The organism is Photobacterium jeanii, from assembly GCF_001650345.1.
Classification (GTDB): domain Bacteria; phylum Pseudomonadota; class Gammaproteobacteria; order Enterobacterales; family Vibrionaceae; genus Photobacterium; species Photobacterium jeanii.
This window is the reverse complement of record NZ_LVHF01000012.1, coordinates 983,321-1,004,694: the sequence shown is the minus strand read 5'-3', so window position 1 is coordinate 1,004,694 and position 21,374 is coordinate 983,321. Positions and strand designations below refer to the sequence as shown.

The window sequence follows — 21,374 nt, the reverse complement described above, 5'->3', positions numbered from 1 at the left end:
TTGCTAGATCACGATTATTTCTAAGCTGATCGCCAGAAGTAATTACATTGTTATAACAATGTCGTGAATAATCTTTCTTTAATATTCGGGTTTTGTTTCATAAAGCTCTGTGCTATGTTCAACTTAACAGCATAAATAACCCTTCTTGGTGAATGGTTATATAGATTTATGAGATTGAAGAAGTAGTGAACAAGTATCATGCAATAGAAGGAGAGAAATTATGATCAGGAGCGATCGCTTACTCTACGACATTGCCCCAGAAGGCTTTGGTGAACGTCATTGTGAATCTTGGGATACTTGGCGCGTGCGAGCACACACCATGCTGCCTCAGTTCCCTGATGAAGTTCTCGAACAGTGGCTATACCGTCATTGGAAAGGGGTGCTATGTAACTGGGGATGGTTAGACTTCAGTGCGATGACATTTAGTAAACAAACTTGGAATAGCGAGCAGATCCTTAATCAGATTTGTACGCCACATCAAGATGTGATCGATAAATTGTCACGTCGTATGAGCAACCCACTATTTCAACGTAGCTGGTTAGTACAGAACATGCAGGAAAATGGCACCTGGCCAGTACCGCCAATTGTTTTGGAATATGAACGTGACTTATATGCGACGAATGGTCGACTATTGAAGGCACCGTTTAACTTGCTAGAAGGGCATCACCGTTTTGCTTACTTAAAAAGTTTGGCTGAATCTGGCGAGTATATAAAAGATCACCATGAAGTGTGGGTAGTGAAGATCCCTGTGCACTAATACCTATTTACTTGTTGTGATTGCGGATGATGCGTGTAAAGCCAGTCGTTGACTGGCTTTTTTATGTGGTGACGAAAGGTAGTCTCGTTAGCGATCATATATAGATAAAAATAGCCCCTGATATTCAGGGGCTATAGGGTTGTGCTTGAGCCGTTACTAAATAACTTACTTAGCACTGCTGCCGTCTTTCGCTTTGTGCGCTGGTGGCACGTAGCCATGACGAACACGGGAAGGACTTGGGCGTGAGAAACAACCTGCTGGTCTCATATTCAACTCTCAACATCAAATAACGGAACGGGAACGGAATGAGAGATAAAGTACTAAAAGCCAGGAAAAAACCTTAATACAGCTCTCAGTTTTGATAGTAGCGTTATTAGAGTGTGCTAGGTACTTGAATTACACGAAAAAAGATTGTTGTGAGAAGTTAATCTAATGGGCTCTTTTTTATTCCGTTTTGTTATTAAAAGATGACAGAGACACGCACAAATTGTGCCATGCTTAGAGTTACCTAACATATTTATTGCTAGGTTTAGTTTAACATCGGAGGGTTAAATGAAGCATAAACGTGTATCGAATAAGCGTATGAAGGAAATGCTAGCCGAGGCAGGTATTGGTCAGGATAACCAAGAAAATGAAGAGCAAGCTCTGCTAGAGAAAAAGCAGCAGTCTGTGAGCCCAGATAAGCAAGTATTTAATATCGACAGCGAAAACAAGTAAGATTAATAACTATTCTCAAATGAAGCGCCGAAAGGCGCTTTTTTTGTTTGTATGTTACATCAATGTGATCTTTGTTGCAGACTGTGCGGAAAATGAGTGCTAGCAATGGTCAAAAACACTGATTTTTTATTCAAATTAATAATTATTTATTCAAAAATGAGTCTTTTTTGGCTTATTTGGCGGAAATTACTTTGTTTTAATGATTTGTTGAATGTTTACCCTGATTTTCATTGGGGGCTTGAACTATATCACTGCTTGTTCAGGGTTTATTAAGAATAATACGGCTTTTTGTGATGATTTTGTGGCAAATTACTTCAATGCCTGTTAGTGTTTTGAGCAATTCTTCGGTTTGTTTTACGTTGTTTAGGATTAATGACGTGAATATTGCTCGAATATTAGAGCCTACCGAAGGAGGTCATGGACGCAACGATAGAATGTATTGGAGTTATGCATGTATAAGAATAAAATCACTCAGGCGTTATTAGTAAGTGCTGGTTTAGCCGTTTCTGCGGCATCGTTTTCGGCACTGGCTGCAGAAGTACCTGAGGGTGTAAAGCTGGCAGCTACACAAGAGCTAGTTCGTGGTAATGGTACCGAAGTCGCTTCACTTGACCCGCACAAGACCGAAGGGGTACCAGAATCAAACGTTATCCGTGACCTACTTGAAGGTCTGGTTAACCAAGACGGCGACGGTAACACTATCCCTGGTGTTGCAGAAAGCTGGGAAACCAAAGACAACCGCACGTTTATTTTCCACCTTCGCAAAGATGCTAAATGGTCTAACGGTGACCCTGTTACCGCTGAAGACTTTGTATACAGTTTCAAACGTGCTGTTGATCCAGTAACTGCTTCTCCTTACTCATGGTATCTAGAAATGACGACCATGAAGAATGCGAAGAAAATCATTGCAGGTAAAGCCGATAAAGAAACACTGGGTGTAACCGCAGTTGATGCTAACACGCTGAAAATCGAGCTTGAATCTGCAGTACCTTACTTCGTAAAAATGATGGGTCACACTACGGTGAAACCTGTTAACCGTAAAGTGGTTGAGAAGTTTGGTGATGATTGGACTAAACCAGAAAACTTTGTTGGTAATGGCGCCTTTATTCTAGATAAGTGGGTTGTGAATGAGCGCATCGTGCTTAAGCGCAACAAACAATACTGGGATGACAAGCACACAGTACTTAACCAAGTAACTTACCTACCAATCGAAAACCAAGTAGCGGAAATGAACCGCTTCCTATCTGGTGAGATTGATATTACTAATGAACTACCAAACGAGCACTTCCGTCGTCTACAAAAAGAGCACGCAGAAGAAGTACAAATCGTTGGTAACCTATGTTCGTACTACTACGGCTTCAATAACGACAAGCCTCCGTTCAACGATCCTCGTGTACGTAAAGCGCTGTCTTACGCTATCGATCGTGATGTCGTAACCAAAGCACTATTGGGTCAAGGTCAGAAACCTGCTTATTTCCTAACTCCGGAAATTACAGCTAACTTTAACCCAGTAACGCCGCAATACGGTCAGCTATCGCAAAAAGAGCGTAATGCTAAAGCGAAAGAGCTACTTGAATCTGCTGGCTTTGGTAACGCAAACCCACTTGAGTTTACGCTTCTGTACAACACCTCTGAAAACCACAAGAAGATTGCGGTCGCTATCGCTTCTATGTGGAAGAAGAACCTAGGTGTTACAGCTAACTTGGAAAACCAAGAGTGGAAGACTTACCTAGACAACCGTCGCCAAGGTAACTTCGATGTAACGCGTGCGGGCTGGTGTGGTGACTACAACGAAGCATCAAGCTTCCTATCACTAATGCAAAGTAACAATAGCTCGAATGACCCTAAGTACCACAGCAAAGAGTACGATGCGGTTATGGAAAAAGCGCTGGCTTCAACCTCAGAAGCAGAGCGTGAGCAACTTTACATTCAAGCTGAAAAACTTCTGGCGAAAGACATGCCAATTGCGCCTATCTATCAGTACGTGAAAGCGCGTCTTGTTCAACCTAATGTTGGCGGCGTAGCGATGAACAATGCTGAAGATAAGCTCTTCTCGAAAGACATGTACATCATTGCTGACAAATAAACAGCAAGCATAATAAATAAGCACTACACCCAGGGTTGGGTGTGGTGCCCTTTCTGTCACAGACAAGTTCGGTAGAAATTATGATTAAATTAATTGCTAAAAGGATTTTGGAAGCAATTCCAACGCTGTTGGTGTTAATCACTATCTCATTTTTCTTGATGCGATTCGCACCAGGTAACCCATTTTCATCAGAGCGTCCGCTGCCACCGGAAGTAATGGCAAACATTGAAGCTAAATACGGTCTAGATAAGCCGGTGTTCGATCAATACACCACTTACCTAGGTAATATTCTGCAGGGCGATTTTGGTCCATCATTTAAATACAAAGACTTCACTGTAAATGAGCTGATCAGTAAAGCCCTACCAGTGTCAGCAAAAATTGGTTTCTTCGCCTTTATTTTTGCTGTGGTGATGGGGGTAACGGTGGGAACCATTGCCGCCTTGAAGCAGAATACTTGGATAGACTACACTATAATGTCCACCGCCATGGCCGGGGTGGTGATGCCGTCGTTTATTCTCGCCCCGGTTCTGATCTATATCTTCTCAATTAACTTAGGTTGGCTACCTGCGGGGGGCTGGCAAGACGGTTCACTGCAATTCATGCTACTACCTATGTTTGGTATGTCGCTGCTATATGTTGCAACGTTCGCACGTATTACCCGCGGTAGCATGATCGAAACGCTTAACAGTAACTTCATTCGTACCGCTCGTGCGAAAGGGCTAAGTTACCCATACATCATTGTTAAACACGCACTAAAACCTGCTCTGTTACCTGTTGTGTCATACATGGGCCCAGCTTTTGTCGGCATCATTACAGGTTCGGTGGTTATTGAAACTATCTTCGGTCTTCCAGGTATCGGTAAGCTGTTTGTTAACGCAGCCTTTAACCGTGACTACTCATTGGTATTGGGTGTGACCATTCTGATTGGTACTTTGACCATTATCTTCAACGCAGTAGTGGATATTGTACTGGCGTACATTGATCCTAAGATTCGTTACTAAGAGAGGACAGGCAGATGATGTTAGTGAAAAAGGAAAGCGTTGAAGCTGTCGAGAAGTTCTCTGATCAGCTAGAAGTTGAAGGACGCAGCTTATGGCAAGATGCCCGTAACCGTTTTATGCGTAACAAAGCGGCAATGGTGAGCTTAACGATCTTAATTCTGATCAGCTTGGCGGTTGTCTTTGGTCCAATGTTTAGTCAATACGCGTTTGATGATACCGATTGGTACGCATTGCACGCAGCACCAAGCCTAGGTGCTGAAGGTCACTTTTTTGGTACCGATAGCTTAGGTCGTGACTTATACACCCGTACCTTAATTGGTGGTCGAATCTCACTGATGGTGGGTATTCTGGGTGCCCTTGTCGCGGTTGTGATTGGTACGCTTTACGGTGCGACATCAGGATTTATTGGCGGTCGTACTGACCGTATCATGATGCGTATTCTTGAAGTCTTGTACTCAATTCCCTTCATGTTCTTTGTGATTGTATTGGTGACTTTCTTCGGTCGAAACATCATGCTGATTTTCGTCGCGATTGGCGCCATCTCTTGGCTTGATATGGCCCGTATTGTTCGTGGTCAGACGCTTTCTCTACGTAGTAAAGAGTTTATTGAAGCGGCGGAAGTGTGTGGTGTCAGTCGTTGGAGAATCATCACTCGCCATATCGTTCCAAACGTATTAGGTATTGTTGCAGTGTACTCAACGCTACTTGTACCTTCGATGATCCTAACCGAGTCATTCCTAAGTTTCCTTGGCCTTGGGGTACAAGAGCCAATGACAAGCTGGGGCGCATTATTGCAGGAAGGCTCTCAAACCATGGAAATTGCTATTTGGCAATTGTTGTTCCCGGCTGCATTTATGGTCGTAACTTTGTTCTGTTTCAACTATGTCGGCGATGGTCTACGCGATGCACTAGACCCGAAAGACAGATAATTCATCACCAGCTTTAGCTCTTATTACTGATAAGCACACAAAAACGCACGGGATAAGAGCAAGCGAAAAAGCAGAACGAATTAATGGATATTGCACGAGCTAGCGCTCCCTACCTCGCAACACCGCGCTAGCTCATTGCAAATAAGGAAGGAAGCAATGAGCCTATTAGATGTCAAAGATCTACGTGTGGAATTTACCACTCAAGACGGGATCGTAACTGCTGTAAACAACCTCAATTTCTCATTAGACCAAGGTGAAACCTTGGGTATCGTAGGCGAATCGGGCTCGGGTAAGAGTCAAACAGTATTCGCAATCATGGGTCTATTAGCGAAGAACGGTGTTATTTCTGGTAGCGCTGAATTTGAAGGTCGCAATATTTTGAATTTGCCAGAGAAAGAGCTTAATAAAGTTCGAGCTGAGCAAATTGCGATGATTTTCCAAGACCCAATGACCTCATTGAACCCATACATGAAAGTTAGCGATCAGCTAATGGAAGTGTTGATGCTTCATAAAGGTATGGGCAAAGCAGAAGCATTTGAAGAATCTGTACGTATGCTGGATGCGGTTAAAATTCCAGAAGCACGTAAGCGTATTACCATGTATCCGCACGAGTTTTCAGGCGGTATGCGTCAACGTGTAATGATTGCGATGGCATTGTTGTGTCGTCCTAAGCTGCTGATTGCCGATGAGCCAACCACAGCGTTGGATGTAACCGTGCAAGCTCAGATCATGGACATGCTGAACGAGCTAAAAAGCGATTTTAATACTGCGATCATCATGATCACCCATGATCTTGGGGTGGTTGCCGGTAGTTGTGACAAAGTGCTGGTGATGTACGCAGGACGTACCATGGAGTACGGCAAAATTGATGAAATTTTCTATAAGCCGTCTCACCCTTACACAGAAGGTCTATTACGCGCTATCCCTCGTTTAGACACCGAAGGTGAAGAGTTGCCAACCATTCCGGGTAACCCACCAAACTTACTTCGTCTGCCGGTGGGCTGTCCGTATCAGGAGCGTTGCCACCGTGTATCAAGCCGCTGTAAGCAAGAGGCACCTGATCTCCAAGCGTTCGCTGAAGGTCGTTTACGTGCGTGTTTTTCTGATGTGGGGACATGGTAATGAATACTCAAAAGAATCTTCTGTTAGATATTAAAGATCTAAAAGTTCACTTTAACATTGCAGCGAAATCATCATGGCCGTGGGCTAAGCCACTGAAGCTTAAAGCGGTAGATGGGGTAGACATTCGCTTATATGAAGGTGAAACCTTAGGCGTAGTAGGCGAGTCAGGCTGTGGTAAATCGACCTTTGCTCGTGCTGTGATCGGTCTGGTGGAAGCAACTGACGGTAACGTAGTGTGGCTGGGTCAAGATCTGACGAAACTGGACCACTCAGGCTTGCGTGAGAAGCGCAAAGAAATCCAAATGATTTTCCAAGATCCGCTGGCATCGCTTAACCCGCGTATGACAGTTGGTGAAATTATTGCAGAGCCGCTAAAAACGTTTTATCCAGAACTCTCAGACGATGAAGTGAAATCACAAGTGAAGCAGATGATGACCAAAGTGGGTCTGCTGCCTAACGTGATTAACCGTTACCCGCATGAATTCTCTGGTGGTCAGTGTCAGCGTATTGGTATTGCGCGTGCACTTATCCTAAAACCTAAGATGATCATCTGTGATGAGCCAGTATCAGCACTGGATGTATCGATTCAGGCGCAGGTTGTTAACTTGCTCAAATCACTGCAAAAAGAAATGGGGCTGAGCCTTGTTTTCATTGCTCACGATTTGTCAGTGGTTAAGCACATTTCTGATCGTGTATTGGTGATGTACCTAGGTAATGCGGTGGAGCTTGGGGAAAGTGAAGCCTTGTTTGAAGAGCCTCGCCATCCTTATACCCGAGCTTTGATGTCTGCGGTGCCAATTCCAGATCCAGATAAAGAGCGTAATAAAACCATTCAACTATTAGAAGGTGAGTTACCGTCGCCAATCAGTCCACCTTCTGGCTGTGTATTCCGAACTCGTTGTCCACAAGCGACAGAAGCGTGTTCAAGCCAAAAACCAAGCTTAGTGGGTGACGAAGTACATGCTGCTGCGTGTATCCACCTTTGATAGTTCATGTTTAAAATGACAGCTTAATAATTCGAGCCTGTGACAGGCTTTAAGCGCGGTGTTAAAGCCGCGCTTTTTTTATGTTCGATCTTATTTGAAGACGATTTTTGCGCCATAAAAATGGCCATACAGTCAATGATTTAACATATTGATAAAGTGCTAAATAATCGGTAGATTTAACATGTTGTTCACCTTTGCCTGATATAGGATGTACAGGTATAAAAGGTGAGATTGCTCAATTATGTTGTAACAAGGATGTCGTTATGCGCTCTCTTTCCGTGCAATGGAAAATTACCTTATTTGCCGGACTTGGTTTACTTGCCTCCATCTCGGTATTAACCAGTCTTTCGTTTTATTTCTCTTCTCAAAGCCAGCAATTAGTGAGTGAGCAGACTTTTTCATCGTTAAGAAGTCAGTCACAAGCTTTGGTTCGAGCACAGGCTCAGCGTCAAGCGGCTTATGTACGTAGATACCTTGATGAAGCGGCTTACCGTGCTGAAATGTTGGCGCAAAGCGTACTGTTTTTAAAATTTAATGCCGAAGAAAACTATACCAATAGCTCAGAACTTCGTGGCTCCATTAATGAATTACTACACCGTACCGTGAAACGTTTTAGCAATATTCAGGGGGCTTTTGTGGTGTTTGAGCCTGATGCTCTTGATGGTGAAGATGGCAATTACCATGGCGCTGATTATGTCGGGGCAAATAGCCAAGGGCGGTTTGCACCTTACTGGCAAATATCGCCTCAAGGTGAAACCGAGCAGCGCATTGTCGAAGAATCTCAGATTGCTACCTCATCTCGTTTTCGTTGTAGCCTGGCGCAAAATGACCATTGCGTACTGACTCCAGAGCGTAAATATAATCAGCTTTATAGCTCAATAACGGTGCCATTGGTGGTTGACGGTAAAAACGTAGGTGTTCTGGGGTTGGATATTAACCTTCAAGCGTTACAAGGGGTGATTAAAGCGGTTGATGATAACCTTTTTGCTGGTGTCGGTAAGGTGAGTTTGCTCAGTGACAATGGAATGCTTATCGCGTGGGATCAAGATAGTTCTCAGGTTGGACAAAGTACAAATACTATTGCGAGCTTTCCTGCTCAATTATCAAGTTGGCTGGCTAAAGGCGAAGAATATCTGGCTTGGAGTGCAGATCAACAATGGTTAATGGCGTATATGCCTGTGGCGTTGGGGCAATCTCGTTGGGCGATTGTGATTCAATTACCAGCAGCCAAAGTGTTGGCTGAAGCGCAGTTGCTGGATCAGCAAATTGGCGCTCTACGTGCTGAATCATCACAAGTACAACTGCAGGTCAGTGTGGTAATGGCGATCATTGGTTTAGCCGCTGTGCTGGTGGCATCGGCGAAATTAGTGGCGCCAATTAAAATGTTAGCCGCTCGATTAGAGGACATTGCCAGTGGTGAAGGGGACTTAACGCAAAGGATCAAGCTCGAGCAAAATGATGAGCTTGGGCAATTAGCGATGTGGTTTAATCGCTTCCTCGATAAGCTTCAGCAAACCATGAAGCAAGTAGTAGTGGCAGTTGATGAAGTAGATACAACGGCTGCGGAAGCGGCTAAGGTCGCAGCTAATAGCCGTGATGGCAGCCAAGCACAGTTTAAAGAAGTCGATATGGTGGCGACAGCGTCGGAAGAGATGACCCAAACTGCTGGTGAAGTGGTGCAACACACTCACACTGCGCTCGATGCTGCTCAGCAAGCGAATGATGCGTCTCAAGCCGGACAAGAAATTGTGCAAGCCTCTGCTGACTCAATGACTAATTTGGTGTCACGGATGGAGCAAGCAGTACCAGTAGCGAATGAACTGGCAAGCAGTAGTAAAAATATTGATGAAATTTTGCAGGTGATAGGTGGGATTTCAGAGCAAACCAATTTGCTCGCACTAAACGCGGCCATTGAAGCGGCGCGAGCGGGTGAGCAAGGAAGAGGCTTTGCCGTGGTCGCTGATGAGGTACGTCAGTTGGCAAGTCGAACACAAGATTCGGTTGGTCAGATCCGAGAAGTGATTGAGCAGCTTCAGCAGGGGACGCGAAGCGTGGTTATGGCGATTGAGGAAGGAAATCATCTTGCTGGTGATACCGCAACACAAGTGTCACAGGCGGTGACGAGTTTGCAGCAAATCACCTCATCGGTTGGTGCTATTCAGTCCATGAACGAGCAAATTATGCGTGCCGCGCAAGAACAGCAAGCGGTATCGGGAGAAGTAAACCGTAATGTATCGAACATTCGTGAACTGAGTGAAAATATCTTAAATCAAGCTGCGAGTTCTGCAGATATCGGTAAACGTCTGACAGCCCTTGCTGAGCAACAAAAACAGCTTGCGACTCAATTTAAGGTGTAGACATTAGGGAGCGTTAATAAAAATCGCCCGTATCTGTGGCTGAAAAATTAATCTCCCGATTTGAATAGTAAAAAGCCGAATCAATGGATTCGGCTTTATTTTGTGTGAATTTCACTGTTCAATTTTTAGGTTCAGTGTCGGATTTTACTCCGCTGGGTACCAGTAACCTTGGTTAATAAGCTGAGTGAGAAAATCAATTACCGCTGGGTGCTCGATCATTTCTCCTAGCATCTCACCAGTAACTTCTTCGTGGTCACATAGTAGTGGGATCACTTGCTCACACTCTGATGGCAGGGTAAAGCGTTCACCGTGAATGTAAGCCACGGTTGGCGTTTCTGGGTAGTAGAAAGCGCGTAAACCGTTGAGGCGTTTAAGTACCTCTGGTTGAGTTAAGAATTCACGTACTTCACTGTTTTCCCATTGTGGTTCTGCAGCAATAAGGTCTAGCTCGTGACGGTTATTGCTCAGGTGCTCACCCATCCAGTCTTTCATGAGTTGTGGATGATCCAGCAGGCTACGCAGCATGTTTTCCAGACCTTGGCGTTCGGCATCTAAGATGGCTCCGCTGCATTGGCGTGCTGGTAGATCTGGATTATGGTAGTGAACATCACCAATTTCGTTGGCAATCACGTGATCGGCAAAACTGCTAAGTAGCTCTTGTTTCTTTGGTGAGCGGAAACCAACCGAGAAGCTCATTGAAGTTTCAATCGCATAACCATCATGTGGGAAACCCGGTGGGATGTACAGGATATCACCCGGCTCTAACACATCATCAATGATAGGTTCGAAAGATTTGATTTGACGTAGTGCTGGGTGGCGAAACTCTTCTTCATAGTCTTCGCGTTTAGGGCCCACTCGCCAATGGCGTTTACCGGAACCTTGGGTAATGAATACATCGTATTGGTCAATGTGAGGACCAACACCACCACCTGGAGTGGAATAGCTGATCATCAAGTCATCCATTAACCAATTTGGTAGCTGGCGGAAAGGCGTGATTAATTGCGCTGCGCCTTCGTGCCAGTGGTTAGCGGCTTGAACAATGAAAGACCAGTGATCTTCAGGCACATCGTCAAAAGTTAATGGACCGTGTTTTACGTCCCACTCATCATCATGTTGGGCGATATAGCGAGAATCGACCTCATCTTCCATCGCAAGCCCAGCAAGCTCGTCTGGGCTAATAGGATCAACGAAATTCTTAAAGCCACCTTTGATGATGGTTGGTTTTTTTTGCCAGTATTCAGCAAGGAATTCTTCGAAGTTGAAGTTAAATTGGTACATGTAATGTTAACTCGATGTGCGTGAGCGGCGATTATAGCGTATTCGCACTGAAAGGGGCGGGAGTTTTCAGGTTTTTGGTTAGGTATTAAAAGCGAGCCATGGCGCTGGTGTGCACAGCGCCATGGTTGGTTATGTGTGACGAGAAATTAACTTAATTGCCTTAGTAGTGGGAAGGCATTTTTTTGTTGGTCATGACTGACAATGAACCCAAGTAGCTGATTGCTTTCAGGATCAATTGCCTTTGCCATCATACCGTTAGCATCGGTTGTGATTTCCCATTTTGCCGTTGGATTACTGGTATCTCCAGCCAGTGATAAAGGAAGCCACGGTGTTTTTACTTTGATCAAACTTGGCGGCAGTACTACCTGCGTTATGGTGCCAGTTAAGGTCTTGGCGAGTGCCATTGCGCTTAGCATCGCGGGCTGTAAATAGGCACGTATTTTCCCATCAAATTCAGCGCAATCGCCAAGGGCGTAAATATCTGGGGCTGAAGTTTGTAGGGTGCTATCGACTACAATTCCTTGTTGGGTGGTGATCCCTGCTTGCTTGGCTAACTCAAGGTTCGGTTTTAATCCCATTGCTGCAATAACGACGTCGTATTCCACTAAGCTTTTATCTTCAAATTCGGCAATAAGTTGCTGGTGGTGACGATGAATACTGCTAACTGTTGTGCCTAATTTTAGTGTGATATCACCTTCAACCAGTGTCTGAAATAGGGTACTACTGATCGTCGGCGATAACAGGCTCGGCATCAGATGTGTAGCTTTATCTGATAGCGTGACTTTTTTACCTGCAGTGGCTAAATCCATCGCGATTTCGGTGCCAATTAACCCGGCTCCCAGTATGAGTAACGACTTTGCCGCCGCTATTTTGTCTTGATGTTGTTGATACTCCATCAAGCTGTTTAGGGTGATGATTTCCTCGGTGCCGTTACCTTGAAAAGGTGGTACAAATGGCGCTGCGCCAGTGGCAAGCACTAACTTTGAATAGCTAAGTGTGCGCTCACCAATGTGAACCTGTTTGTTTGATGGCTCAATTGCATCAACGCGACTGTGCGTTAATAAGTTAATGTTATTCGCTTCAGCAAATGTTTGTGCTGACTGCTTGATCAAATCACTGGCTGTTTGCTGACGCGAAAACACATGGCTGAGATCTGGCTTTGTGTAATCGTCACCGCTATCGGCAGTAATGACAGTGATTGGGCTGTGCTGATCAATCTTGCGGATCGACTTAACCAATTGGTAGGCAGCAAAACCACTACCAATAATAATGAGTTGTTCGTTCATGCGTTGTACCCGTTATGCCAGTGGTTCAAAAACTTCTTTGCCGATGCCACACTCAGGGCAAAGGAAAGTATCAGGTACATCATTCCACGCGGTACCAGGTGCAACGTCTTGGTTAGGTTCGCCAGTTTGCGTATCATAGACCCACTGACATACCGTACAAATCATGGCTTGGTCGTCACTGGTTTGGTTGCAAGATGGCGATGGCTTCGCGGTTTGAACATCATCGATTTTGGGTTGGTCGTTACTTACTTCGTTTGCCGTTGCTGGTACTTGGCTTGGAGTTGAGTTTGTATCTTCGACGGTTACGCTAGAATTTGTATCTGTTAATGGGGTAAGTGCCCATTGTTTGGCAATTTGACGACCGTGTTCACGACATTCTGAAAGCGCGTTAGAGTCAGGGCGCCACTTGGTTTTTAAGCCAACAGTAGTAAAGAAACCAGCATCAGTTAGGCGTGAGTGAATGCGATCGACCGCACCACCGTTCCAGCCATAACTACCAAATGCGCCAGCCTTTTTGCCTTTAAAGCGTAGGCCAGTTATTTCTTCCAGCATCCCCGCAATTTTGGGCATCATGACATTGTTCATGGTTGATGAACCAACCAAGATCCCTTTAGAGCCAAACACATGGGTCAAAATCTCATTTTTGTCATGACGAGAGACATTGAAGATCTTAACAGCAACATTCGGATCAGCTTCGGTGATCCCTTGCGCGATACCATCGGCCATCATACGGGTGTTGTTCGACATTGAGTCGTAGAAGATGGTGATTTTATCTTCTTGGTATTCATTTGCCCATTCAAGGTACTTTTCAATGATTTGTACTGGGTTATCACGCCAAATTACGCCGTGAGAAGTTGCCACCATATCTAGCGGTAAGTTGAAGCCTAATACTTCATTGATCTTGGCAGTTACCAATGGGCTAAATGGTGTCAGGATGTTCGCATAGTAGCGTAAGCATTGTTCCATCAACTCATTTTGTTCAACTTCGTCGTTGAATAGGCGCTCGTCACAGTAGTGCTGCCCAAACGCATCATTACTAAAGAGCACTGCATCGCCAGTCATGTAGGTCATCATGCTATCAGGCCAGTGCAACATTGGCGTTTCGATAAAGACTAATGATTTGCCATTACCAATATCTATAGTGTCACCGGTTTTAACGACATTAAAGTTCCACTCAGGGTGATGGTGATGACCTACGATAGAGTCGATGGCATTTTCAGTACAGTAGATTGGGGTGTTAGGAATTTTACTCATCAGGTGAGATAGGGCACCTGCATGATCTTCTTCAGCGTGGTTGATCACAATTAGATCGATATCGTTAAGGTCGATCTCTTGCTCAAGTTGTAGCACAAAGTCATAGCTAAATTTATGATCAACGGTATCGATTAACACGTTCTTACCTTCACGAATGAGGTAGCTATTGTAACTTGTGCCTTTAAGGGTTTTGTATTCAGTGCCATGAAAGTCTCGAACTTCCCAGTCACGTTGACCAACCCAGTGGATATTATTTTTAACATGGATAGACATAATGCTTTTACCTATTGCTTAACATTCATTTCAAATGCATCTTATGCCTTGGTGTGATCTTTATCAATCTTAAAGTTGCAATATAAATGCATGTTTAAAATTTATTTGATCTAAATCAAATGATGGGGAGGGGAGCAATAGTGAAAAGCAGGTATAAAAAAAGGTTGGCGATATGCCAACCTTTTGAATTTTAAAGCTTAAAAAATTAAAGCTTGTCCGTAAGCTTGATAGCATCACCGATGTAGTTTGCTGGCGTCATTTCTTTCAGACGTGCTTTCTCGTGCTCTGGAAGCTCAAGACCATCGATGAATTGGCGCATGCCTTCACCATCAACACGCTTACCACGAGTTAGCTCTTTTAGCTTCTCGTATGGTTTTTCGATGCCGTAACGACGCATAACGGTTTGTACTGGCTCAGCTAGTACTTCCCAGTTTTGGTCTAGCTCGGCTAGAAGTGCTTCGCGGTTAACTTCTAGCTTGCTGATACCTTTTAGTGTTGATGTGTACGCGATGATTGCGTAACCACAACCTACACCTAGGTTACGTAGTACAGTTGAGTCAGTGAGGTCACGCTGCCAGCGAGAAACAGGTAGTTTCTGTGCTAGGTGGCCAAAGATTGCGTTAGCAAGACCTAGGTTACCTTCAGAGTTCTCAAAGTCGATTGGGTTAACTTTGTGAGGCATAGTTGAAGAACCGATCTCACCAGCAATCGTCTTCTGCTTGAAGTGACCTAGAGCAATGTAGCCCCAAACGTCACGGTCGAAGTCTAGAAGGATAGTGTTGAAACGTGCGATAGCATCGAATAGTTCTGCGATGTAATCGTGCGGTTCGATTTGCGTGGTGTACGGGTTCCAAGTTACGCCAAGAGATTCAGTGATGAACTCTTCGCTGAATTGGTGCCAGTCAACTTCTGGGTAAGCAGAAAGGTGTGCGTTGTAGTTACCTACAGCACCGTTGATTTTCGCTAGAATTTCAACGCTTTCGATTTGCTTGTATTGACGTTCCATACGGTACGCCACGTTAGCCATTTCTTTACCCATAGTCGATGGAGAAGCAGGCTGACCGTGAGTACGAGACAGTAGTGGAATGTCACGGTATTCGTTTGCTAGCGCTTTGATAGCATCGATTACGTTGCGGATTTCTGGAAGAATCACTTGCTCGCGAGCTTCGTGAAGCATTAGCGCGTGCGAAGTGTTGTTGATGTCTTCAGAAGTACATGCGAAGTGAATGAACTCGTTTACAGCGTGTAGTTCAGGTACTTCAGCTACTTTCTCTTTCAGGAAGTATTCAACCGCTTTTACGTCGTGGTTAGTTGTACGCTCGATTTCTTTGATACGTAGCGCATCTGCTTCGCTGAATTCAGCAGCAACGCGGTCTAGGAACGCATTTGCTTCGGCGCTGAATGCAGGAACTTCCACGATAGCGTCAGTAGCAGCCAGTTTTTGTAACCAACGGATTTCAACAATAGTGCGGTACTTTAGCAGACCAAATTCACTGAAGATGCTGCGAAGTGCGCTTGTTTTACTTCCGTATCGGCCGTCTACCGGGGAAACAGCAGTCAATGCTGACAGTTCCATGTTGTCTCTCTCCTGATTGATGAGGTTTAACAAATTGGATAGCACAGCACCGCAACCAGTACGGCGCTGCAAGAGTAATGATTAACAGCGAGCAAGTAAGATTTTTGCTTGCTCAACCATTTGTTTACGACCAAAAATCAGATGACGGCGTTTACCACCTACTTGGCGCCATAGCACAGCGCTTCGCACTGCAGCTAGAAGTAAAGCACGTACTTTGTGCTGTACCGCTGGCTGTTGTAGGTGAGCAGGTGTACCTGTTACTTGAATGCGTGGTCCGAGTGGACTGATAGTATCAAGGTAAACACTCGCAATATTGCTGATCATCTGATCGTCGAGTAACTCAAAGTGCTCCGATTGGCGTTTAATCACATCCAAGCGTTCGCCCAGTTGAGCCATGCTGTCACGGCGGCTAGAGAGTTTACGTTCTAGCGCCATAACACTCACCAAGTAACGCGTAATTTCATTACCTGATGGGGTGTTGTCGATTTCAGCCGTAAGGGTTTCAAGGCCAAGACGTAAGCTTTCCTCGTCACCAAAAATTTCCAGTGTGTTCGCAGGGTCAGTGACCGTAATGCTGTTAAGGCAAGCTGCTAATTCATCACTGTCACAAGTGCCGTCACGGGCCACTTTTTGAACGAGTTTCACAGCTTGGCAAATACCAGCAAAAGCGATAGTACGATCGTATAAAGAGTATGCCACGTGCGACCGCTCCTTAAATGCGTTGTTCAATAATGCCGCCACCAAGACAAATTTCGCCTTGGTAGAATACCGCTGATTGCCCAGGTGTTACGGCAATTTGTGGTTCATCGAAGATCACTTTAATGTTTTCGTCATCGATTGGCAGAATCGTACAAGGGATATCTTGTTGACGGTAACGTGTCTTCACTGAACATTTCAGTGGTTCGCGAATTGGTTGACGGTCTACCCAATGTAGCTGAGCTGCCACCAAACCTTCAGATTTAAGACGTGGGTGATCTTTACCTTGACCAACGATCAGTTCGTTACGCTCAACGTCTTTATCTACTACGTACCAAGCGTCTTCGTTACCGTTACCGCCTTTTTGACCACCAATGTGTAGACCTTTGCGCTGACCTAGCGTGTGGTACATCAGACCTTGGTGTTCACCAATTTCTTTACCTTCGTCAGCGGTAATGATCTTACCTGGCTGCGCAGGCAAGTATTTGCTTAGGAATTCAGTGAATTTACGCTCACCGATGAAGCAGATACCTGTGGAATCTTTCTTCTTCGCTGTGATCAGACCTTGCTCTTCAGCAATACGGCGTACTTCTGGCTTTTCTAGTTCACCCACAGGGAACAGGCTACGTGCAATTTGCTCGTGGCTTAGCGTGTATAGGAAGTAGCTTTGGTCTTTGTTGTTATCAACACCGCGAAGCATTTGAGGTTTTTCACCTTCAGCTGTTGGGAAGCTACGACGAGTGTAGTGACCCATAGCGATGTAATCGGCTTCTAGCACTTCATCTGCGAATTCTAGGAAAGCCTTAAATTTGATTTCTTTGTTACAAAGAATATCTGGGTTTGGGGTACGGCCTGCTTTGTATTCAGCAAGGAAGTATTCGAATACGTTGTCCCAGTACTCTGCTGCAAAGTTAATGGTGTGCAGCTTGATACCCAGTTTGTCACATACAGCTTGTGCATCAGCCAGATCTTCTGCGGCAGAGCAGTATTCCTCGTTATCATCTTCTTCCCAGTTCTTCATGAACAGGCCTTCAACCTGATAACCTTGTTGAAGGAGTAGGTAAGCGGATACCGATGAATCAACGCCGCCGGACATGCCGACAATGACTTTTTTTTGGCTGTTATCTGACATATTTCTCTTCAGTCGCTAATAGAGTTAAGAGCGTAATTCTAACAGAAAGCTCTGTAGCGAAACAGAGTACGATTTGAATCACACTTTATTATTGACTTCTTTTTGAGCTGTTATCAGCTCCAGTTAAGTAACAAAGTATGGCTATTGAATAATTTAGCACGTCAATGACTGATATTTTGCTGTTAACAAGGCTGTTAAGTTAACCAGAAACGCGTTGCTAAATAGCTTAGGCAAACGTTTGCTATTTGCGGCAATGATAGAGGAACTCGAATCAAAAGGGTAGTGTTTTATTGGTTATTAACGAGGAAATCTGCCGTTTAGCTAAGCATAAAGATGGGGAGAAAAAACAGGGCTACCAAGGTGGTCGCGTCATCGTAAATATGGAGAGAACCAAGCCAGATTGACTGGCTTGGCGATAGTACGTTGGTTAGCTTTCTTGTTTTAGCGTGACTTCGCGCCATTCACCCGGTGCAAGATCATCCACTGTCCATTGCGCCATTTTATAACGGATTAAACGCAAGGTTGGGTGATTGATATGTGCCGTCATGCGGCGAACCTGGCGGTTACGCCCTTCTTTTAATGTGATAGCCAGCCAAGTTGTTGGCACGTTTTTACGTTCACGGATTGGTGGTACGCGATCCCAAACTGGTGGTTCAGCCATACGCTCAACTTGCGCTGGTAGCGTTGGACCATCTTTTAGGGTCACCCCACAGCGAAGTTGTTCTAGTTTTTCTTCGCTTGGGTCACCTTCTACTTGTACCCAGTAGGTTTTTGGTGATTTGGATTTCGGCTGAGTTAGTCGTGCTTGTAGTACACCATCGTTGGTGAGTACCAGTAAGCCTTCACTGTCTTTATCGAGTCGACCAGCAGGGTAAACATCCTTCACGGGAATAAAGTCAGCAAGGGTTTTGTCACCTTCTTCCCCGGTAAATTGCGTCAACACATTAAAGGGTTTGTTAAATAAAATGATCTTTTGAGGACCACGCGGACGCTTAGGTTTTGTGAGTTTTCTTGATGCTCTGCGCTCATTATTGGTACGTCGAGGTTGACGAAAGCTTGTTTTGGGATTCATAAATAGCGTGTTGTACTGGGGATTAACGACATTATCGTGCCTATTATACGTGAAAAATCATGGATTGGCGTGTTGTTGAAAAATCGAGTATGATTTGCGCGCATCTTACAAAAAGATAACAAATGGACGCTAGGAGATTTAAATGGATAGTAAAGTAGTTGTACCAGTTGAAGGTCAGAAAATCACTCTGGACACTGAAGGTAAACTTGTAGTTCCTAACAAACCAATCATTCCTTACATTGAAGGTGATGGTATTGGTGTTGATGTAAGCCCTGCAATGATCAAAGTTGTTGATGCTGCTGTTGAAAAAGCCTACGCCGGTGACCGTAAGATTGAATGGATGGAAATCTACACTGGTGAAAAATCGACCCAAGTATATGGTGAAGATGCATGGCTTCCTCAAGAAACCCTCGATTTTATTCGCGAATATAAAGTGGCAATCAAAGGCCCACTAACAACCCCTGTTGGTGGCGGTATTCGTTCTCTAAACGTAGCCCTTCGTCAAGAACTTGATCTTTATGTCTGTGCGCGCCCTGTTCGTTATTTCGATGGTGTACCAAGCCCGCTAAAACAGCCTGAGTTGACTGACATGGTGATCTACCGTGAAAACTCAGAAGACATTTACGCTGGGGTTGAGTTCCAAGCTGGCACTAAAGAAGCTGATAAAGTAATTCAGTTCCTACAAGAAGAAATGGGCGCAACGAAGATCCGTTTCCCACAACAATGTGGTGTTGGTATCAAGCCGATTTCTGAAGAAGGTACTAAGCGCCTTGTTCGTGCTGCGCTGCAGTACACTATCGACAACGACCGTGACTCACTCACTATTGTCCACAAAGGTAACATTATGAAGTTTACCGAAGGGGCATTTAAAGATTGGGGTTATGAAGTGGCGGCGGAATTCGGTGCTGAGCTGCTAGATGGCGGTCCTTGGATGACATTGAAGAACCCAAATACTGGCAAAGAGATTGTGATTAAAGACTGCATCGCCGATGCATTCCTACAACAAATTCTACTTCGCCCTGCTGAGTACGATGTTATCGCGACTATGAACCTAAATGGTGACTATGTTTCTGATGCATTAGCAGCACAAGTGGGTGGTATTGGTATTGCACCGGGTGCGAACATTGGTGATGGTGTTGCACTATTTGAAGCAACACACGGCACAGCGCCTAAGTACGCGGGCCAAGACAAGGTAAACCCTGGTTCTTTGATTTTGTCAGCTGAAATGATGCTTCGTCACCTTGGTTGGACTGAAGCGGCAGATCTCATCATTAGCTCGATGGAAGCGGCAATTAAGAACAAGACGGTAACCTACGATTTTGAACGTCTAATGGAAGGGGCGACTCTTCGCAAATGTTCAGAATTTGCTGATGACATGATTGAGCAAATGTAATTATTTGCCCTTGGTGATGAGCTCCTTCTGATAGGAGAGAGCTAACTTTAAAGGCCTAGCGAATTGCTAGGCCTTTTGTTTATCAAGTGTTAATTTTATCAGTATGGTTTTTTAGTCAGGCTAGTGTCTTCTTTTATGCGTTGCTTATGCGGTTGTTAGCACTTACAGCGCCATTGAAGTGGAGTTCACGAAGCTAAACAAGAAGAACTGCAATGGTATGGACTAGCGTGGTGTGGGAGAGTGCCAAACAAAAAAGATGAGCATAAAAGCTCATCTTTTTCTGCCTGAGGAGATAGGCGATTATTTAGCGATTTCGCCCTCGACAGGGACGATTTCGCTGGCATGGAAACCTTTCGGACCAGTCTGAATTGTATAATTGACCTGTTGACCCGCTTTTAGCGTACGGTATCCATCCATTTGGATTGTAGAGTAGTGGGCGAAGATGTCACCTTCTCCCTCTTCTGGACAAATGAACCCAAATCCTTTGGCGTTATTGAACCACTTAACTGTACCTGTTGCCATGCTAATACATCCTTCTCGCATTTCAAATCCATTGAGCAAATAGTGTACAGGAATGTACTGTTAGTGTCCTGTGCATACTAATGCTATTTTGATGCAGTTTATATCTACTACAGGTTACACTTTAGTAAATAGAGCTAGACAGTCAAGTGCATATTGTAACATCCCGATAAAATCTTATTTGCATCAATAAAAGCAGTATGATGTTATTGAAAGTTAGAAATGAGAGTCGTTTTCATTGAGTTTTTTATGGTGTTCTTTACCAAGGGTTATGGCTTTTTTGTGGTCTGTCTCAGCCCTGTGACGAAGTGCTAGCCTCACCTCATTATTGGTTGGTAAAAAGCCATATTCAGCAAATAAAGCTCTTGGTTTTTGTCATTATGCAAACAGTTTATTCTTGCCCTTGTGTATCAAATCACCTCATGCCGCTTTGATCATGGTCATCTTGGATTTGCTGGAATACAATGTGTGCATTAGTCTCAGTATATAGGTAGGCAAAAGTGTTCGCACTGCACTGATAATTCTCGATGATACTTGGTTGATATGCCCTAAATTATTGTTAATTTTTAGTTTGTTTCTACCGCGCGTATAAGTTAGGTTTATGAGTAAGTTATATGAATGGGTTGTGCCTGAGTCTGATATTTTAGATAAGGAAGAACTCGAGGTAAAACCGCCATCGATGTACAAGGTCATTCTGAATAATGATGATTACACGCCGATGGATTTTGTGATAGAAGTGTTACAGAAATTCTTCTCCATGGATCTGGAGAAAGCAACGCAGTTGATGCTATCTGTGCATTATGAAGGTAAGGCCATTTGCGGTACTTTCACCGCAGAGGTTGCTGAAACAAAAGTGGCGCAAGTCATGATGTACGCTAGAGAGCATGAACATCCGCTGTTGTGTACGATGGAAAAAGCGTAAAACCTTTTTCCGGCACGC

General features: G+C 44.5%; 18 protein-coding genes. 10 read left to right on the top strand and 8 right to left on the bottom strand.

All coding sequences use genetic code 11. The annotated features are described in order from the left end of the window. The first annotated feature begins 220 nt into the window (after window positions 1-220). The 8 genes from A3K86_RS05815 to A3K86_RS05785 all read left to right on the top strand — a co-directional run bounded on the left by A3K86_RS05815 (window position 221) and on the right by A3K86_RS05785 (window position 9,955). Window positions 221-757: a hypothetical protein gene (locus A3K86_RS05815; protein ID WP_084406522.1), complete on the top strand. Its 537-nt coding sequence runs from the start codon at window positions 221-223 to the stop codon at window positions 755-757. 552 nt (window positions 758-1,309) lie between these two features. Beyond that, complete coding sequence (locus A3K86_RS22815) at window positions 1,310-1,474, top strand: hypothetical protein (RefSeq protein WP_162844290.1); 165 nt, start codon at window positions 1,310-1,312, stop codon at window positions 1,472-1,474. Window positions 1,475-1,925: 451 nt separating this feature from the next. Next, window positions 1,926-3,560 carry an ABC transporter substrate-binding protein gene (locus A3K86_RS05810; protein WP_068328995.1) on the top strand — a complete coding sequence of 545 codons (1,635 nt, stop codon included), beginning with the start codon at window positions 1,926-1,928 and terminating at the stop codon, window positions 3,558-3,560. Window positions 3,561-3,640: 80 nt separating this feature from the next. Further along, entirely contained in the window at window positions 3,641-4,561 is a 921-nt protein-coding gene (oppB, locus tag A3K86_RS05805) for an oligopeptide ABC transporter permease OppB (protein ID WP_068328991.1), read from the top strand. 17 nt (window positions 4,562-4,578) lie between these two features. Next, window positions 4,579-5,490 carry an oligopeptide ABC transporter permease OppC gene (gene oppC, locus A3K86_RS05800; protein ID WP_068330249.1) on the top strand — a complete coding sequence of 304 codons (912 nt, stop codon included), beginning with the start codon at window positions 4,579-4,581 and terminating at the stop codon, window positions 5,488-5,490. A gap of 156 nt (window positions 5,491-5,646) precedes the next feature. Continuing rightward, window positions 5,647-6,612 carry an ABC transporter ATP-binding protein gene (gene oppD / locus A3K86_RS05795; protein WP_068328988.1) on the top strand — a complete coding sequence of 322 codons (966 nt, stop codon included), beginning with the start codon at window positions 5,647-5,649 and terminating at the stop codon, window positions 6,610-6,612. Then, window positions 6,612-7,598 carry a murein tripeptide/oligopeptide ABC transporter ATP binding protein OppF gene (gene oppF, locus A3K86_RS05790; RefSeq protein WP_068328986.1) on the top strand — a complete coding sequence of 329 codons (987 nt, stop codon included), beginning with the start codon at window positions 6,612-6,614 and terminating at the stop codon, window positions 7,596-7,598. Before oppD ends, oppF begins: the two co-directional genes overlap by 1 nt. A 263-nt stretch (window positions 7,599-7,861) precedes the next feature. Next, window positions 7,862-9,955 (top strand): methyl-accepting chemotaxis protein, encoded by a 2,094-nt coding sequence (locus A3K86_RS05785; RefSeq protein WP_068328980.1) that lies wholly within the window; start codon window positions 7,862-7,864, stop codon window positions 9,953-9,955. 144 nt (window positions 9,956-10,099) lie between these two features. Here A3K86_RS05785 and A3K86_RS05780 read toward each other — a convergent pair whose 3' ends face one another. The 7 genes from A3K86_RS05780 to A3K86_RS05750 form a co-directional block, all read right to left on the bottom strand. Continuing rightward, complete coding sequence (locus tag A3K86_RS05780; RefSeq protein WP_068328975.1) at window positions 10,100-11,233, bottom strand: ribosomal protein uL16 3-hydroxylase; 1,134 nt, start codon at window positions 11,231-11,233, stop codon at window positions 10,100-10,102. Between the two features lie 146 nt (window positions 11,234-11,379). Then, window positions 11,380-12,519, bottom strand: a complete 1,140-nt coding sequence (gene norW / locus A3K86_RS05775) for an NADH:flavorubredoxin reductase NorW (RefSeq protein ID WP_068328973.1) — start codon at window positions 12,517-12,519, stop codon at window positions 11,380-11,382. A 12-nt stretch (window positions 12,520-12,531) separates the two neighbouring features. Beyond that, window positions 12,532-14,046 (bottom strand): anaerobic nitric oxide reductase flavorubredoxin, encoded by a 1,515-nt coding sequence (norV, locus tag A3K86_RS05770; RefSeq protein WP_068328963.1) that lies wholly within the window; start codon window positions 14,044-14,046, stop codon window positions 12,532-12,534. A 205-nt stretch (window positions 14,047-14,251) separates the two neighbouring features. Continuing rightward, a complete protein-coding gene (purB, locus tag A3K86_RS05765; RefSeq protein ID WP_068328953.1) occupies window positions 14,252-15,622 on the bottom strand; it encodes an adenylosuccinate lyase in 1,371 nt (456 codons plus the stop codon). An 81-nt stretch (window positions 15,623-15,703) separates the two neighbouring features. Further along, entirely contained in the window at window positions 15,704-16,321 is a 618-nt protein-coding gene (gene hflD / locus A3K86_RS05760) for a high frequency lysogenization protein HflD (RefSeq protein ID WP_068328951.1), read from the bottom strand. A 13-nt stretch (window positions 16,322-16,334) separates the two neighbouring features. Continuing rightward, a complete protein-coding gene (gene mnmA / locus A3K86_RS05755) occupies window positions 16,335-17,450 on the bottom strand; it encodes a tRNA 2-thiouridine(34) synthase MnmA (protein WP_068328949.1) in 1,116 nt (371 codons plus the stop codon). A gap of 427 nt (window positions 17,451-17,877) precedes the next feature. Continuing rightward, window positions 17,878-18,522, bottom strand: coding sequence for a pseudouridine synthase (locus tag A3K86_RS05750; RefSeq protein ID WP_068328946.1), 645 nt, complete (start codon window positions 18,520-18,522; stop codon window positions 17,878-17,880). A gap of 142 nt (window positions 18,523-18,664) precedes the next feature. Between A3K86_RS05750 and icd the strand changes: the two genes are divergently transcribed. Then, window positions 18,665-19,915 carry an NADP-dependent isocitrate dehydrogenase gene (gene icd, locus A3K86_RS05745; RefSeq protein WP_068328943.1) on the top strand — a complete coding sequence of 417 codons (1,251 nt, stop codon included), beginning with the start codon at window positions 18,665-18,667 and terminating at the stop codon, window positions 19,913-19,915. Window positions 19,916-20,215: 300 nt separating this feature from the next. On the opposite strand, the gene cspD is transcribed toward icd, so the two are convergent. Beyond that, a complete protein-coding gene (gene cspD / locus A3K86_RS05740) occupies window positions 20,216-20,437 on the bottom strand; it encodes a cold shock domain-containing protein CspD (protein WP_068328940.1) in 222 nt (73 codons plus the stop codon). 598 nt (window positions 20,438-21,035) lie between these two features. Between cspD and clpS the strand changes: the two genes are divergently transcribed. Beyond that, the gene (clpS, locus tag A3K86_RS05735; protein WP_068328938.1) at window positions 21,036-21,356 is read left to right on the top strand and encodes an ATP-dependent Clp protease adapter ClpS; all 321 of its coding nucleotides are present in this window, start codon (window positions 21,036-21,038) and stop codon (window positions 21,354-21,356) included. The last annotated feature ends 18 nt before the right edge of the window (window positions 21,357-21,374 follow it).